Annotated in this window: 15 protein-coding genes; 3 read left to right on the top strand and 12 right to left on the bottom strand. The window is 44.8% G+C overall.

Annotated elements, in window-relative coordinates; genetic code table 11:
- Positions 1-61 precede the first annotated feature (61 nt).
- The 3 genes from ACFSVM_RS18545 to lpdA form a co-directional block, all read right to left on the bottom strand.
- Positions 62-1048: an alpha-ketoacid dehydrogenase subunit beta gene (locus ACFSVM_RS18545; RefSeq protein ID WP_047911072.1), complete on the bottom strand. Its 987-nt coding sequence runs from the start codon at positions 1046-1048 to the stop codon at positions 62-64.
- Position 1049: 1 nt separating this feature from the next.
- Positions 1050-2078 carry a thiamine pyrophosphate-dependent dehydrogenase E1 component subunit alpha gene (locus ACFSVM_RS18540; protein WP_076313081.1) on the bottom strand — a complete coding sequence of 343 codons (1029 nt, stop codon included), beginning with the start codon at positions 2076-2078 and terminating at the stop codon, positions 1050-1052.
- Positions 2079-2244: 166 nt separating this feature from the next.
- Entirely contained in the window at positions 2245-3666 is a 1422-nt protein-coding gene (gene lpdA / locus ACFSVM_RS18535; protein ID WP_090723917.1) for a dihydrolipoyl dehydrogenase, read from the bottom strand.
- A 155-nt stretch (positions 3667-3821) separates the two neighbouring features.
- Here lpdA and ACFSVM_RS18530 point away from each other — a divergent pair, with 155 nt between their 5' ends.
- Positions 3822-4112: a DUF2627 domain-containing protein gene (locus ACFSVM_RS18530; RefSeq protein ID WP_090723915.1), complete on the top strand. Its 291-nt coding sequence runs from the start codon at positions 3822-3824 to the stop codon at positions 4110-4112.
- A gap of 81 nt (positions 4113-4193) precedes the next feature.
- The gene (locus ACFSVM_RS18525; RefSeq protein ID WP_090723914.1) at positions 4194-4568 is read left to right on the top strand and encodes a potassium channel family protein; all 375 of its coding nucleotides are present in this window, start codon (positions 4194-4196) and stop codon (positions 4566-4568) included.
- 50 nt (positions 4569-4618) lie between these two features.
- Here the strand turns inward: ACFSVM_RS18525 and ACFSVM_RS18520 are convergent, their stop codons facing one another.
- Positions 4619-4837, bottom strand: a complete 219-nt coding sequence (locus ACFSVM_RS18520) for a hypothetical protein (RefSeq protein ID WP_379263805.1) — start codon at positions 4835-4837, stop codon at positions 4619-4621.
- Between the two features lie 204 nt (positions 4838-5041).
- Between ACFSVM_RS18520 and ACFSVM_RS18515 the strand changes: the two genes are divergently transcribed.
- Positions 5042-5635, top strand: a complete 594-nt coding sequence (locus tag ACFSVM_RS18515) for a thymidine kinase (RefSeq protein WP_090723910.1) — start codon at positions 5042-5044, stop codon at positions 5633-5635.
- A gap of 161 nt (positions 5636-5796) precedes the next feature.
- Here ACFSVM_RS18515 and ACFSVM_RS18510 read toward each other — a convergent pair whose 3' ends face one another.
- From ACFSVM_RS18510 to dxs, 8 genes are all read right to left on the bottom strand, one after another.
- Positions 5797-6270 carry a hypothetical protein gene (locus ACFSVM_RS18510; protein ID WP_047911066.1) on the bottom strand — a complete coding sequence of 158 codons (474 nt, stop codon included), beginning with the start codon at positions 6268-6270 and terminating at the stop codon, positions 5797-5799.
- A gap of 523 nt (positions 6271-6793) precedes the next feature.
- On the bottom strand, positions 6794-7603 hold the full coding sequence (spo0A, locus tag ACFSVM_RS18505; RefSeq protein WP_047911064.1) for a sporulation transcription factor Spo0A: 810 nt from the start codon (positions 7601-7603) through the stop codon (positions 6794-6796).
- A 190-nt stretch (positions 7604-7793) separates the two neighbouring features.
- Complete coding sequence (gene spoIVB / locus ACFSVM_RS18500; protein ID WP_047911063.1) at positions 7794-9134, bottom strand: SpoIVB peptidase; 1341 nt, start codon at positions 9132-9134, stop codon at positions 7794-7796.
- Positions 9135-9253: 119 nt separating this feature from the next.
- Entirely contained in the window at positions 9254-10975 is a 1722-nt protein-coding gene (gene recN, locus ACFSVM_RS18495; RefSeq protein WP_047911062.1) for a DNA repair protein RecN, read from the bottom strand.
- 141 nt (positions 10976-11116) lie between these two features.
- Complete coding sequence (ahrC, locus tag ACFSVM_RS18490; protein WP_047911061.1) at positions 11117-11566, bottom strand: transcriptional regulator AhrC/ArgR; 450 nt, start codon at positions 11564-11566, stop codon at positions 11117-11119.
- A gap of 28 nt (positions 11567-11594) precedes the next feature.
- Positions 11595-12080, bottom strand: coding sequence for a hypothetical protein (locus tag ACFSVM_RS18485; protein ID WP_047911060.1), 486 nt, complete (start codon positions 12078-12080; stop codon positions 11595-11597).
- 118 nt (positions 12081-12198) lie between these two features.
- Complete coding sequence (locus ACFSVM_RS18480) at positions 12199-13023, bottom strand: TlyA family RNA methyltransferase (RefSeq protein WP_090723905.1); 825 nt, start codon at positions 13021-13023, stop codon at positions 12199-12201.
- Positions 13024-13158: 135 nt separating this feature from the next.
- A complete protein-coding gene (gene dxs, locus ACFSVM_RS18475; RefSeq protein WP_379263801.1) occupies positions 13159-15066 on the bottom strand; it encodes a 1-deoxy-D-xylulose-5-phosphate synthase in 1908 nt (635 codons plus the stop codon).
- Between the last annotated feature and the right edge of the window lie 56 nt (positions 15067-15122).

The raw sequence follows: 15122 nt of genomic DNA, 5'->3' as shown, positions 1-15122 counted from the left end.
AATCAAGTCACTTTACCTTAAATGGCCTCCTCATCGAAACACCGAGAGTAGGCCATTTATTTTAATACATCGCCAGTTTAAGCATTGCATCCTTCACTTTGTCTTTACTGAGCATATAAAATTTTTCCATCGGAGGGCTGATCGGCATGGCCGGAACATCCGGACCGCATAGACGTGCTATCGGTGCATCCAGATCAAACAAGCACTCCTCATTAATTATAGCAGAAACTTCAGCGCCTACTCCGCCGGTTTTGTTATCTTCGTGAATAATAAGTACTTTTCCTGTGTGCTTCGCGGCCGCAATTATCGCTTCCTTATCGAGGGGCTGCAGTGTACGAAGGTCCAGAACATGGGCTGTAATCCCCTGCTCCTTCTCCAGCTCCTCCGCTGCCTGCATTACAAAGTGCAGAGGCTGGGAATACCCGATCACGGTAATGTCTTCCCCTTCACGCAGCAGATTGGCAACTCCGATCGGTACGATGTAATCGTCCTCGGGGACCTCCTCTTTGGTTAAGCGATACATTTTCTTATTCTCAAAGTATAGAACTGGATCCGGATCGCGTACTGCTGCTTTGAGCAATCCCTTGGCATCATAGGCCGTAAAAGGCGCAACAATCTTGAGTCCAGGGGTACCAAAGAAGATCGATTCCGGACATTGGGAATGATACAGTCCTCCAAATATCCCTCCGCCAATTGGCGCACGAATCACAACGGGACAGCTCCAATCATTATTTGAGCGATATCTGATCTTCGCAGCTTCACTGATGATTTGATTCGTTGCAGGAAGCATGAAATCCGAGTACTGCATCTCGGCGATCGGCTTCATTCCGTACATCGCCGCACCGATGGCAACACCGGCTATCGCTGATTCGGATAACGGAGTATCCATGACCCGCATTTCACCGAATTGATCCTGCAGACCCTTGGTCGTGGTAAACACGCCCCCTTTAACGCCTACATCTTCTCCGAGCACAAATACGGATTCATCCCGCTCCATTTCCTCTTTCATAGCCAGTCTTATTGCATCTATATACTCCATAACTGCCATCTTATTGTCCCCCTCCCAAATGGTCGTCAGCATACACATGAAGCAGTGTATCTTCCGGTTTAGGATAAGGGGCCGCGTCTGCGGATTCCGTCGCTTCTTTTAGTTCCAGTGCAAGCTGTGCCGCCAGATCAGCATCACGCTCTTCATCCCATATACCACAATCAATAAGGTATTGCTTCATTTTGACGAGTCCGTCTTTCTTCCAATTTTCCTCAACTTCCTCTTTGGTCCGGTATGCCAGGTCATTATCTGAAGTGGAATGAGGAGAAAGTCTGTACATCATCGCTTCAATTAAGGTCGGGCCTTCGCCCGCAACTGCACGTGCTCTGGCTTCCTTAACGGCTGCGTAAACTTCCAGGGCATCATTGCCATCGACTCTGAAGCCAGGGAATCCATAACCTAAAGCACGGTCACTTACTTTACCGCTCAGCTGCTTGTGGACAGGTACAGAGATAGCATACTGATTGTTCTCCACCATTATAATGACTGGCAGCTTGTGTACGCCGGCGAAGTTGCTTCCTTCATGAAAATCCCCCTGGTTGCTGGAGCCTTCACCGAAGGTGACAAAAGAAACGAAGTCTTTCTTCTGCATCTTTGCAGCCAGAGCAACGCCCACCGCGTGTGGAACCTGCGTAGTCACCGGACTTGAGCCTGTTACAATTCGCAGCTTCTTGCTTCCAAAATGGCCAGGCATCTGCCGTCCTCCACTGTTCGGATCCTCAGCCTTGGCAAACGCCGACAGCATCAGATCGCGAGGCGTCATCCCGACGGCCAGAACAAACCCATAATCACGATAGTAGGGAAGGAAATAATCCTTCTCACGATCCAGAGCAAAGGCCGCTGCCACCTGTGCAGTCTCCTGACCGATCCCCGATACGTGGAAATTGATCTTTCCTGCTCGTTGCAGCAGCAAGCAGCGTTCATCGAACTTCCGTGCAAGCAGCATATATTTGTACATATCAATGACTTGACCGTCTGAGAGTCCAAGTTTCGTATGTTTGTGTTGTTTAGATGTCGTGTCTGAATTCAAACTTCAAACCTCCTTTTGAGAGCAGCTCAAGATTAAGTACTGTCTTGTCTTAAAACCTGGTACTAAGACTTGGCTTAGATTTATTATACTCGTTTTCTTTCCAAAAAGAAAAGACGTTTTGAAGTTTGTTGATATTTCAATGGATACAAATACGGTAATGTTACGTTTACATGCCGATTGCATTCCCATCTACATCCAGCATGGCTTCGCCAATAATTTCAGACAAGGATGGATGTGGATGGATCAGTTGTCCGACTTCCCATGGGGTAGCATCCAGCAGCATGGCCAGCGCAGCTTCGCTGATCATATCCGTCACATGCGTACCGATAAGATGGACCCCTAGAATATCATTTGTCGCCTCATCTGCGATAACCTTCGCAAATCCGTCCCGATTGCCATAAACAAGCGATTTTCCAATGGCTTGAAACGGAAATTTCCCTGTCTTGACCGAGAAGCCGAGCTCCCTTGCCTGCTGTTCTGTGTAGCCTACACTTGCTGCCTCTGGTCTTGAATAGATGGCACGCGGAATGAGGTGGTCAGGTGACACATGCATGGCAGCATCTGCGATGTGATTGACAGCACGAATGCCTTCATGGCTTGCTGCATGAGCAAGCTGAAGTCCACCTATGCAATCACCGATTGCATAAATATGCGGCTCCCCTGTCTGCAAATTGCCATTCACTTGAATGAAGCCGTTCTTCGTCTTGATATCAGTATTCTCTATACCGATTCCTTCCACATTTGCCGTACGTCCAACCGATACGAGAATTTGAGAAGCCGTAAGCGTTTCTGTTCCTTTTTTTGTCTTCATCTCGATCGTAGCTTGTCCATCCTGGATTCCATATGTCGATGGTTCAATAGCTGCGCCGGTAACAACCCTCACTCCACGCTTCGTCAGCTGGCGCTGCATCTCAGCAGCGATGTCCCCATCCTCCTGCGGCAGGATTTGATCTGCAGCCTCCACCACAGTTACCTTCACATCAAAATCATTCAGCATAGAAGCCCATTCAATCCCTATAACGCCTCCGCCTACAATGACGATCGATTCCGGAAGCTCCTCCAGATTCAGCGCCTCGTCGCTGCTAAGGATATACCGGCCATCCGGCTCGAGTCCCGGCAATATTCTTGGACGTGAGCCTGTCGCAATAATAAGATGGCTGGGAACTACATTCTCCATCTCTCCATTGTCCAGCTCTACAGCCACAGCACCGCTCTTCGGCGAGAAGATGGATGGTCCAATGACTCTGCCTTTCCCTTGCAGCACGGTAATTTTATTTTTGCGCATCAAATACTGGACCCCTTGGTGAAGCTGTTCTACCACTTCATTTTTGCGTTCCTGCACTTTAGGGAAGACAAGTGTGGCCTCTGCGGTCTCAATCCCATAGCTGGCACTATCTTTAATCTCTGCATACACTTCAGCACTCCGCAGCAAAGATTTACTCGGAATGCAGCCCTTATGAAGGCATGTTCCACCTAATTTGTCCTTCTCGATGAGGACAACCTCTTTACCGAGCTGTGCAGCGCGAATCGCGGCTACGTATCCGCCCGTTCCCCCGCCTAATATAGCGACATCGCAATGAATTGCCATGATTATAAAATCCTCCAATCTATCGTAACTAACCAATATAGCATTATTGTACTCTTCTGCTTATGGAATAACAAAAATCCTGCTTCCAATAGACAGTTACTAGAAGACAAGGTATCATATAGAAAATACGTGCGAATGAAAAGGGGTATCTCCTTATGCGGCTAATGCTTTCCCGATTTATCGCCATAATCATTCTTGTCATTCCTGGCCTTGGAGCCATGAGGGGCTTCCTTATGATGAAAGACTCCTTGTTTCACTATTATGCCGAGCATGGCAATGACGAGGTAGCCAGACCTGCCTTTGAGTGGCTTTCTTTTTCACTCGGGCTTGTACTATTCGGCTGCTGTATGACGTTTCTTGGCGGCTGGATATTATTCCGTGACCGTAAACGTAATTATGTAGGCCCGCGCTTCAAAGGAAAACAGAACACCGATACTGCCTCATAGTATATTCATGACTTAACCTTCTCCCCGTATTCCGGTATAATGTTCTATTAACATCTTATACGGATAGGAGACGCTTCTTACATGATATCCTTCATACTGACCCTCAAAAGATTGCTGCAAGGCATCTATCACGGCTTCAAGGACAAAAAGTTTCTAGCTCTGTTCGTTGTCATGCTTGCGACGCTGCTCTCTGGCACTATTTTTTATTCTAGTGTAGAAGGTTGGAATTGGATTGACGCCTTGTACTTCTCTGCTGTGACATTAACGACGGTGGGTCATCCAGAGCTATCACCGCAAACGACCTTTGCCAAAATCTTTACCGTAATTTATATGTTTGCAGGCATCGGTATCACATTTGGCATGATCGCGCGAATCACCCTTGGCATCATCGTGCCTGATCGGCTGTCTGCGAAGCCCAAAGAAACCGTGCCTGTGGAATCTCCTGATGATAAATAGAGCTCCATCTTCGTCTCTTCTACAAGGAAGAGATTTTTTATTTACACTCTTTACTCCATCAGAGCATCCCGCAATTTCGAGTTCATTCTATGGCTGCTTCCGGATTGCTTGAGAATCACTTTCCGCAGTCGTTCATTCTGACCTGCCGTGTGCTCCAGCTCGCCCAGTATTTCTTCAAACAGCTTGACAGCCGGCTCTGTCAGCTCAGCATGATCACGTAGCTGCTCATACTTCTCTCGCAGCCTCTGTACTTTCTTATCATTATTCATTGTTATTTCACCTCAACTTTAAAACAATACCATGGGGTATGCTTCACTTCCAAGTATTACTTCCTAAATGATGATAAAAAAGTGGCTTCAATGCATTTGAATGTGTTAATCTAGAGTGGCACTTTTTTTGATACCTATACTTAACTGAATTCAAATTAATCATATTTATAGCGGAATAGTAACAGAGAGAGGAAGATTATTACCGTGCCTAAAGGTCGCATTACTGTCATTACAGGTCCCATGTTCAGCGAGAAATCAGGTGAGCTTATTCGACGCTGTCAAAAATTAATTAAATATGGCCGACGCAAAGTTGTCGCTTATAAGCCCGCAGAAGATGATCGTTTTGAAGTTAATGAAATCGTAAGCCGAATTGGTTATAAGCTGCCTGCCATCGCCATTCCTAAACAGCTGACTCCTAAAATTATAAAACAGATCATGACCGAAACCGAGGATGCTGATGTGGTTGCTTTTGATGAAGTACAGTTTTTCAGCCGTGAAATTATGGATATTGTGGAGGAACTGGCCTACTGTGGAAAGCATGTCATCGTCGATGGATTAAATATGGATTATCGTGGAAAGGAGTTCGGCTATATCGGCGGATTACTGGCTATTTCCGATGACATTGAAAAGTTAACTGCCTTTTGTGCGGTATGCGGAAGTCCTGAGGCCGTATTCACTCAAAGAATTGTCAATGGAGAGCCTGTGACACTCGGACCGGTCATCATGATCGGGGATTCAGAAGCCTATGAGCCGAGATGCAGAAAATGCTTCGTACCTCCCCATAAGGTAAAGTGCTAGATATCCATTAGGGGAAATAGGCAAATACTCGCTTTGCATCAAACTTCGATTAGAATGAGAAGCAGCACCTAATAAAAAGGAGTGTCCGTATGAAATGTCGGTCACTCCTTTTTATATTTCGGCTGTCGGACAAGCCTCATCACCATATTGGACTCGCATGGCTATTCTCTTGTCACGAAATATTTATTGGTCATGTAATATGCATCTCCTCGTGACGTTTCCACCATGCCCTTCTTCATATCGAGGAATACAATTTCCTTACATTTAGTGCAGTACCACTTCGTTCGCTTATAAGGAGATTCCGTTACATAAGCGGTTCCGCATTTGCAATCAATTTTCATCAGAATTTCGTTCGCGCGATATGCGGTAGATAAACGATCCATATTGTCCTGTTGTACCGGCATGATCACATTCTGATAATCTGAAAATTGATTATGAACTTTAAAATCCGATACGAGTGTTGGATTCAATCCAAAGAACTCTTTACCAATCTCAGCAATGAATTTCGTATCGCTTTTATAGCATTGGAGCCAATCCTGAATTTGCTTGCTAGACAAAGGAACGGTCCCCTTAATTCCGCTGCTTAGTGTGTATGTCATGATGTATAACGTATCGTCTTGTCTACTTGAGTACATTAGAATCCTCCTTATTCTCTGCTAATGTACTACAATTGTAAAACGAAAGCAAAGCAAAATGTAATGTAATAACCACCAATAATACCATAACGCTCCTTATGTGGTTAATTGTCATAGCGGAAGCATTTTTTGAGTGTTTGAATTCCCCTTACACTCTTTACACATACCGGTAACATTTCCACTTGGGTCTGAGTAAAATCGAAGCTCACCTTTTTTATTACATTTGGAGCACTTTTGTAATGTACGCTGTTTCCGAACATTCTTCAAGTAAATGACATTGCTCCTTAACTTGGCTCGCTGCCTCTTCTTCCATCTCAGGACAGTAATGATTATAATAACGACCGCAACGCTAATCATCATATACATCATCAGCGTACCCTCGCTCCCCTGTGTCTTTTCCCTAGAAAAAGCGCCTACCTCCAATTTCGGCAAGCGCATGTATATTTATTCATTTACGTCTATCTCAGGACAAGGAAAACCATAACAGATCATATGCACTACTTATTTATCTATCTTTATCCTTTCAAGACACTTTATGTTCGATTCTCAGCTTATCCGCCACCATCGCAATGAATTCGCTGTTCGTTGGCTTGGATTTGCTGATGTTGATGGTGTAACCAAATAAATGACTTATGGAATCAATATTTCCTCTTGTCCAAGCGACTTCAATCGCATGACGTATAGCTCGCTCGACTCGGGATGGTGTTGTTTTGAATTTCTCAGCGATCGCAGGATACAATGTTTTGGTAATTGCGCCCAAGATCTCGATGTTGTTGTAAACCATCGTAATCGCTTCACGCAAATACTGATAGCCTTTGATGTGAGCAGGCACACCAATTTCATGAATAATCGATGTAATGCTTGCATCCAGATTTTTTGTTTTTCCGATTGGAACGACATTTGACTTGTTGGAGGAGGAGATTACTTGTGAGCTGCTGCTTGTAATGGTTTGAGTACCAATGAGCTGACGAACACGATTTGCCAACACTTCCATATCAAATGGTTTCAAAATGTAATACGAAGCTCCTAATTGAACAGCTCTTTGCGTTATGTTCTCCTGACCAAATGCAGTTAACATAATCACTTTAGGCTGCGGTGACAAATCCATCTCGCGCAAACGCTCCAGAACACCAAGGCCATCCAAATGCGGCATAATAATATCAAGTATCAAAACGTCAGGAACGGTTCTTCCGTCACTAAGCAGCTGAAGAACTTCCTCGCCATTATAAGCGATTCCCGTTACCTCCATATCCTCTTGCTCCGATATATATTCAGCCAGCAGATTCGTGAACTCTCTGTTATCATCAGCCAATAATACTTCGATTTTTTGCAAGTGTATTTCCTCCCTTAGACAATTATTGATTTGTCATTCCCTTACCTCTTTAGATTTTCGACATAGGGGAGGAAAATCCTTCTGTCGAAAATTATTTTTCTTTATTTTTTATATGCGTTGATTTATAATATTTTATTTTATTTCAATTTATGATGAAGTTCTTATTATTTCGACAAAAAATCTTAAGGCTCTAACTGGCCTTAAGATTCGTTGTTTGTTTTTTCTGAGGAATGACCACACCAGCATCCTGCAGCATCCATTCAATAAAACACCCATATCCTGACGTTGGGTCGTTCACGAACACGTGAGTAACCGCGCCAATCAATTTCCCATTCTGCACAATCGGGCTTCCACTCATGCCTTGAACAATTCCACCTGTTTTGTTAATGAGACGTTTATCTGTAATTCGAATAACCATCCCTTTGGTTGCCGGCTGCGACTGATCTGATACATGAACGATATCGACTGTAAAGCGTTCAACCTTCTGCCCGTCGACAACAGTAAGAATTTCTGCTGGACCTTCTTTCACTTCATGAGCAAAGGCAACAGGAATCGGTTTACCATATAGGCTGTGCTCTGGATTATCTGACATTTTGCCAAAAATACCAAAATGAGTATTGCGCTCAATGTTACCGAGAATCTTGCTCTCTTTATAGAAATGAGCTCTCTTCTCTCCAGGATCTCCAGATTCACTCTTGGATATCGAGGTAACATTGGATTGGACAATCTCTCCACTACCCACAACAATCGGAGTTTGTGTGTTCATGTCCGTAATTACGTGACCTAATGCTCCATACACACCTTGATCGGGAGCATAGAAGGTTAAAGTCCCTACACCAGCTGCTGAATCTCTAATGTAGAGTCCAAGCCGCCATACCTGATCTTCTTCGTCAAATGCTGGTGTAAGCTTGGTCTTCAACACTTTTCCTTGACGAGTTAGCGTAATCTCAATAGGCTTCTTAGACTTCCCAGCTTCAAGAACTGCATCTGCCACTCCATTGACCCCAGTTAACGATTTTCCATTCATATGGGTAATCAAATCACCGAGCTTAATACCCGCGGTTTCTCCAGGAGATATCGGTGTCTTATTAGCGGAATGAACCAAATGATGACCCACCACTAATATCCCTGCTGATTTTACTTTGACACCAATAGTTTGGCCGCCTGGCACAACCTTGAGATCAGGAACGACCGTGACATCCGTTGTTTTGAACGGAATTTTGCCAAATAGCTTCCAAGTAAGCTTGGTCGCACCTTCACGCTGCGGATACAGATGAACAGAGTGGGACTTGGATTCATCCTTAAGACCGCCGCCATTCTTACTGAGATTGACTTGCAGAACTTCAGGATGTTCAGACACACTTGCATCGACTGGAGCTGCTACTTTAAGATCCGTTTCGCGTCCGGCAAACAGATGAAGCTCATCCGGCAAAGATGCGTAACTAAATACGGGCAATAGGGTCTGTCCAATAAGACAGATAGAGAAGACAACAATAAGACCGATTAGTTTCTTTCCAAGGCTAGGCTTCAAGTGGCTGTCACGCTCCCTTTGCTTCGTTCGCTTGACGAAAGGTGGTCGCCAATTGCGTAACTATAACATAACCTTGGCCAGGTCCTTTTATTACTGTCAATCATTGTTCCGTACAGCAGTTATGCCCCTTTTTTGGCTTCAGCAAGTTTCAGCATTTCTTGAGCATGATGCAATGTCTTTTCTGTAATTTCAACACCGCCCAGCATACGGGCAAGCTCTGTCACTCTGCCCTGTTCTGATAAGGACTCGACCTGCGTCATTGTCCGTTCATCGTGGACATTCTTCTCAATGAGATATTGATGATCTGCCATACATGCAACTTGAGGTAAATGTGTTATTGAGAACACTTGGCATGTTGAGGACAAAATAAACAATTTCTCAGCAATCGACTGAGCTGCCCTGCCGCTGACACCTGTATCAACTTCATCAAATATGAGAACCGGTATTTGATCGTGGCGTGCAAATATGCTTTTTAGAGCCAGCATAATACGCGACATTTCACCTCCGGATGCAATTTTGCCTAATGGTCTTAGGGGCTCTCCAGGATTAGCTGAAATGAGAAACTCTACATTGTCTATTCCATGCTTGGTTATTCGAATGCGCTTCCCTTTCCATTCCACACCCTTGGGATCTTCCATAATGGAAATCTGGGCACGCATTGTAGTTCGCTCCATTTGCAGATCCTTGAGCTCACGCTCCACCTGATTGGACAGCTCTTCAGCACAAATTTTGCGTGCCTCACTCATCTCTTCTGCAGTTTCCAATAATCCCTCTAATAATTGATTACGCTCTGCAAGCAGTTTCTCTAAGCGTTCATCTTTATTTTCCAAATGATCGGTTTCCCGTTCAATCTGAACATAATACTGAAGTATGGATTCTACACTTTCACCATATTTACGCTTCAATCCGGTAATCATATTAAGGCGCTCTTCGACCTCCGATAACCGAACAGGATTAAATTCGATCCCATCCCGGTAGCTCCGCAGCTGAAATGCCGCATCCTCCAGTTGATAAAATGCAGATTGAAGCTGTTCCAGTATGGGATGAATACCTTTGTGATCATATTCATTAATATCTTCGAGCTTCGAGATCGCGTAGCTCACGGCTTCGAGTCCCTGTGAACCATGAAGCAGCTCATACGCACCTGATACCGAATCCATCATCTTTTCGCTATGAGATAGTTTGACCCTTTCTTCGGCGAGGGATTCATCTTCACCGGGAACAAGGCTCGCAGCTGCAATTTCTTCCAGCTGAAATCGATACATATCAAGCATTTGATATGCTTTTTGACTGGATTCCTGAAGCTGTCTAAGCTCCTTCTCTACTTTGACAAAAGCTCTGTATTGCTCACTATACTTTATCTTGATGGGTCGAATGATCGTTTCTCCGTATGTATCGAGCAGACCTAAATGCTTCTCTGCTCTAAGTAAACTCTGGTGCTCATGCTGTCCATGGATATTAATTAATTGTTCTCCGATTTCGCGAAGCATTGTCAGATTCACGAGCTGACCATTGATCCGGGATACGCTCTTACCGGAAACTGTAAGCTCACGGCGAATAACCAGATGTTCATCCGGCTCCGCCTGTATTCCGAGCTCGGTAAGCGTGTTCCATACGGGGTGATGAGCAGAAAGCTCAAATAAGGCCTCCATCTCGGCCTTGTCACAGCCATAGCGGATTAAATCTGCGGAGCCTCGTCCTCCTGCAATCAGTCCCAAAGCATCTATAATAATTGATTTACCTGCGCCCGTCTCCCCGGTCAACACGTGAAATCCTGAATGAAAATGTACATCAACTGCTTCAATAACGGCTAAATTTCGGATTGATAATGTGGAAAGCATGTTCCAACACCTCCAATGATAACTGTGGCAGCCCTTCTACAGGGAAGGGAACACCTGTTGCTATTTTCATCTTCGATGTATACTTTACACTATTTCTCACCAAAAAGAAACATACGTTCGTCTGTTTTTTTGAAATTTTGATTAAGAAATGTAACTCATGATTTGATTGATAACCGTTTTGCTGTTCTCTTCATTTCTGCATATTACCAGGATGGTATCATCACCGCTGATCGTACCCATAATTTCCGGCCACTCAATGCTGTCAAGAAGTGCGGCCACCGAATTGGCCGTGCCTGGCAAAAACTTCATGACCACCAGATTTGTTGTATAATCGACGCTGAGAAAATTATCAACCAGGGCCCGTTTCAATTTTTGTCCTGGGTTATATCTCTGGTCCGTAGGGAGTGAATATTTATACCTTCCATCGTCGGTCGGAATTTTTATGAGCAGCAATTCCTTAATATCACGAGATACAGTTGCCTGAGTTACCTGATAACCTGCCTGCCGTAATGCCTCGACAAGGTCATCCTGAGTCTCAATGTCATTTTGACTAATTATTTCTCTGATTTTGATGTGTCGTTGTCCCTTCATACTTGCCTCCATCCAATTATGCTATAAATTAATATTCGTCTTCATGCTCCCAAATATAATCATCTTCATCTATAAGCGTGATTAGCTTCAAGTTATTATCGTCCGTATCTACATACAGTAAACCGTTACAGTTCGGGTACAGCAGCAAATAGGGCAGCAGGCGGTCTCTAAGTCCAGAGCCTGTCCATTCCTGCGGCATCCGGCTTCTCGAGGTCTTCACAATGAACACCTCATCTTCTTTCTCTGCCACGTAATCAATGAACAGCCGACTGTACAGAGTCTGTTTATCTACCTGGAAGGTCAGCGGGACTTTAAGTCTTCCCCCAATGACCTCATAACCTTCTCTTTCCAAAATTTCGAGTGCGGGATGCTCTTGAATTTCTTCATTGAGTACAAGCTCTGGCAGCTGTTCAGGAACCGGCTCCTGTAGCCATCTGCGAATGCCATACAACACCCAGAATACAATAATGATCCCGAGAAAAGCGATAACAAATTTATCATATTGGCCTTCCATCCATCTCACCTCTCACAAGGAGATATTCGTTAACCAGAAAAAATATCCTCTTGTGAATTTAGGAAATGCGCTGGTTTTATGAATCCAGCAAAAGAAACCCATCTAAAAAAGATGAGTTTCAATGAAAGGTATGGCTCGCTTCGTTAACCACGGCCTCAATCAGATGATCAATATCAGGTCCCGCAGATTCCACATCTTCTCCACCAAGACGCCAATGGGCCAAAAACTCAATATTTCCTTCTCCACCTGTAATCGGCGAGAATGTCAAATCAGACAATGCCAGGCCAAGCTCACTTCCGTATTCGAGAATAGAACGCAGAACCTCTGCATGGACCTTGGGATCTTTGACAACCCCTGTCTTCGGAACTTTTTCTCTTCCCGCCTCAAACTGCGGCTTGATCAAGGCTACAATATCAGCCGGCTGCTTAAGCAGCTGAATAAGAGGTGGAAGTATAATCTTTAAAGAGATGAAGGATACATCAATGCTCGCGGTATCCGGTACAGGACCTGTCAAATGCTCAGGTGTCACATACCTAAAATTGGTTCTTTCCATAACCGTGACCTGTGGATGGTTGCGAAGCGACCAATCCAATTGATTGTAACCTACATCGATCGCATACACATGTGATGCACCATGCTGCAGTGCACAATCTGTAAACCCGCCTGTTGAAGAACCAATATCAAGCATCGTTCGCCCTTTCATCTCAATATGGAATTGACGAATTGCTTTTTCCAGCTTAAGTCCTCCGCGCCCCACATAAGGATGTACTGCGCCTTTCACTCGAATGACAGCCTCACGGGGAATTTTCATTCCTGGTTTCTCAATGCGTTCTTCATTGGCATAGACCAGACCTGCCATAATTGCTGCCTTGGCCTTCTCGCGGCTTTCGTAATATCCCTGCTCTACCAGCAGGACATCCATTCTTTCTTTGGGAACTGACATAATTTCTCCTGTCGTGTAGATTAAACCACATAGCTATAGAGCCCAATATGAGCATAACTGCCCTTATTGGACTCTATAATTCTCGGGCTTGGTTTATATCATTTCATCTTCTAAATTTTTGCGGAAACACATTCATCATGAAGGTGTGCTGGTCTTTGGAAGATCATAGGCGAACTCAAGCTTCAGCTTCCGCATCTCTTCAATAACCGCCTGTACCGTAAGCCCCACTTCCTCACGCTGCTCCTTGACACTTCCGTGCTCGATGAACTCATCCGGGATTCCCATGATGTGAATCTTGGTGTCGTACAGCCCTGCTTCTGAATAGAATTCAAGAATACTGCTTCCGAGGCTCCCCGCTGCAGATGCTTCTTCCAGCACGATCATTTTCGTGTCGTTCGCATGTAAGGATACCAGCATCTCTTGATCCAGTGGTTTAAAGAATCTGGCATTAATGACACTTACCTGCATTCCCTCACGTTTCAGCAGCTCTGCCGCTTCTTCCGCAATTGGAATCATAGGTCCAGCTGCAATGATCGCGTAATTCTCCCCTTGCCGCAGAGTCTCCCACGAACCAATCGGAATGGACTTCAGCTCTGGATCAAGCGGTACACCCAATCCATTCAGTCTTGGATAACGATAAGCAATTGGACCCTCATTATAATCCAGCGCTGTCTTCATCATATGTCTCAGCTCATTCTCATCCTTCGGCATCATCACCACGATATTTGGAATATGACGTAAGAACGCCACATCATAAACACCTTGGTGCGTTTCGCCATCCGAGCCGACAAAGCCAGCCCGATCAATTGCAAACATCACATTCGCATTATGTCGGCAAATATCATGGACGATCTGATCATATGCACGCTGCATGAAGGTCGAGTAAACTGCAAATACCGGCTTTAATCCTTCCATTGCCAGCGCTGCACACATCGTTGCTGCATGCTGTTCCGCGATCCCAACATCAACCATCCGTTCAGGGAATTCCTTGCTGAATGGAATGAGTCCTGAACCTCCCGGCATGGCCGGAGTAACAGCGACGATCCGCTTATCTTCTCTAGCGAGCTCAATGAGTGTTTCTCCAAATACGTCGGTATACATGGGATTGCCTACGGATTTAAGCACTTGTCCTGATTCGATCTTATACGGCGAAATACCGTGCCATTTGAAGGAATCGGCCTCAGCCGGTTTATATCCCTTGCCTTTGGTGGTCAGAACGTGAACGAATACCGGGCCATTGACATTGTCCGCCTGTCTGAAGGTCTCGATCAGCTTAGACATATCATGCCCGTCTACCGGTCCTAGATAAGTAAAGCCTAGTTCTTCAAATAACACACCGGGAACCATCATATATTTCAAGCTGTCTTTGAGCCGGCCTGCAGACTTCGCAAGTGTACCGCCGATTGCCGGAATCTTACGCAATACAAGTTCAACTTCATCCTTGGCTTTCAAATAATGTCTGTCCGATCGGATCTTGCTCAAATAGTTATGCATAGCTCCAACGTTAGGAGCAATAGACATCTCATTATCGTTCAGAATGACCATTAGCTTCTTCTGTTCATGTCCGATATGGTTCAACGCTTCAAAAGCCATACCGCCAGTCAGGGCTCCGTCCCCAATAATTGCGATAACCTTGTTGTCCTCGCCTTTGAGATCCCTTGCATAAGCCATTCCCATGGCAGCTGACAAGGAAGTACTGCTGTGTCCAGCTTCCCAGACATCATGTTCACTTTCATTACGCTTAACAAAACCTGACAGACCCTTATACTTCTTGAGCGTGTCAAATTTGTCCATACGTCCAGTCAATATTTTATGAACGTAAGCCTGGTGGCCTACATCAAATATCATTTTATCCTTAGGGCTATTATAAGCGTAGTGCAGGGCGATCGTAAGCTCTACCACTCCCAAATTGGATGCCAGGTGCCCTCCTGTACGAGAAATTGTTTCTATCAGGAACTGACGAATCTCCCCCGATAATGAAACAAGTTCATCCACAGATAATGTTTTCAGATCGTTTGGTCCCTTAATTTGTGGAAGGAGCACGTGAACCCCCCGCTTTCCTTCATAATTTTTTGTAAATTAGTTATTGTCATAGCCTA

Origin of the sequence: Paenibacillus shunpengii (genome assembly GCF_042684905.1) — a bacterium.
GTDB classification, from domain to species: domain Bacteria; phylum Bacillota; class Bacilli; order Paenibacillales; family Paenibacillaceae; genus Paenibacillus; species Paenibacillus shunpengii.
The sequence above is the reverse complement of the archived record's forward strand: the minus strand, read 5'-3'. Positions and strand labels throughout refer to the sequence as shown.

What these genes read in the sequence shown, in the direction of transcription:
- ahrC (WP_047911061.1), bottom strand. Translation starts at nt 11,566, where the DNA reads ATGAAGGGACAACGACACATCAAAATCAGAGAAATAATTAGTCAAAAT.
- ACFSVM_RS18510 (WP_047911066.1), bottom strand. Translation starts at nt 6,270, where the DNA reads ATGTACTCAAGTAGACAAGACGATACGTTATACATCATGACATACACA.
- lpdA (WP_090723917.1), bottom strand. Translation starts at nt 3,666, where the DNA reads ATGGCAATTCATTGCGATGTCGCTATATTAGGCGGGGGAACGGGCGGA.
- ACFSVM_RS18545 (WP_047911072.1), bottom strand. Translation starts at nt 1,048, where the DNA reads ATGGCAGTTATGGAGTATATAGATGCAATAAGACTGGCTATGAAAGAG.
- recN (WP_047911062.1), bottom strand. Translation starts at nt 10,975, where the DNA reads ATGCTTTCCACATTATCAATCCGAAATTTAGCCGTTATTGAAGCAGTT.
- ACFSVM_RS18520 (WP_379263805.1), bottom strand. Translation starts at nt 4,837, where the DNA reads ATGAATAATGATAAGAAAGTACAGAGGCTGCGAGAGAAGTATGAGCAG.
- ACFSVM_RS18485 (WP_047911060.1), bottom strand. Translation starts at nt 12,080, where the DNA reads ATGGAAGGCCAATATGATAAATTTGTTATCGCTTTTCTCGGGATCATT.
- ACFSVM_RS18530 (WP_090723915.1), top strand. Translation starts at nt 3,822, where the DNA reads ATGCGGCTAATGCTTTCCCGATTTATCGCCATAATCATTCTTGTCATT.
- ACFSVM_RS18525 (WP_090723914.1), top strand. Translation starts at nt 4,194, where the DNA reads ATGATATCCTTCATACTGACCCTCAAAAGATTGCTGCAAGGCATCTAT.
- ACFSVM_RS18480 (WP_090723905.1), bottom strand. Translation starts at nt 13,023, where the DNA reads ATGTCAGTTCCCAAAGAAAGAATGGATGTCCTGCTGGTAGAGCAGGGA.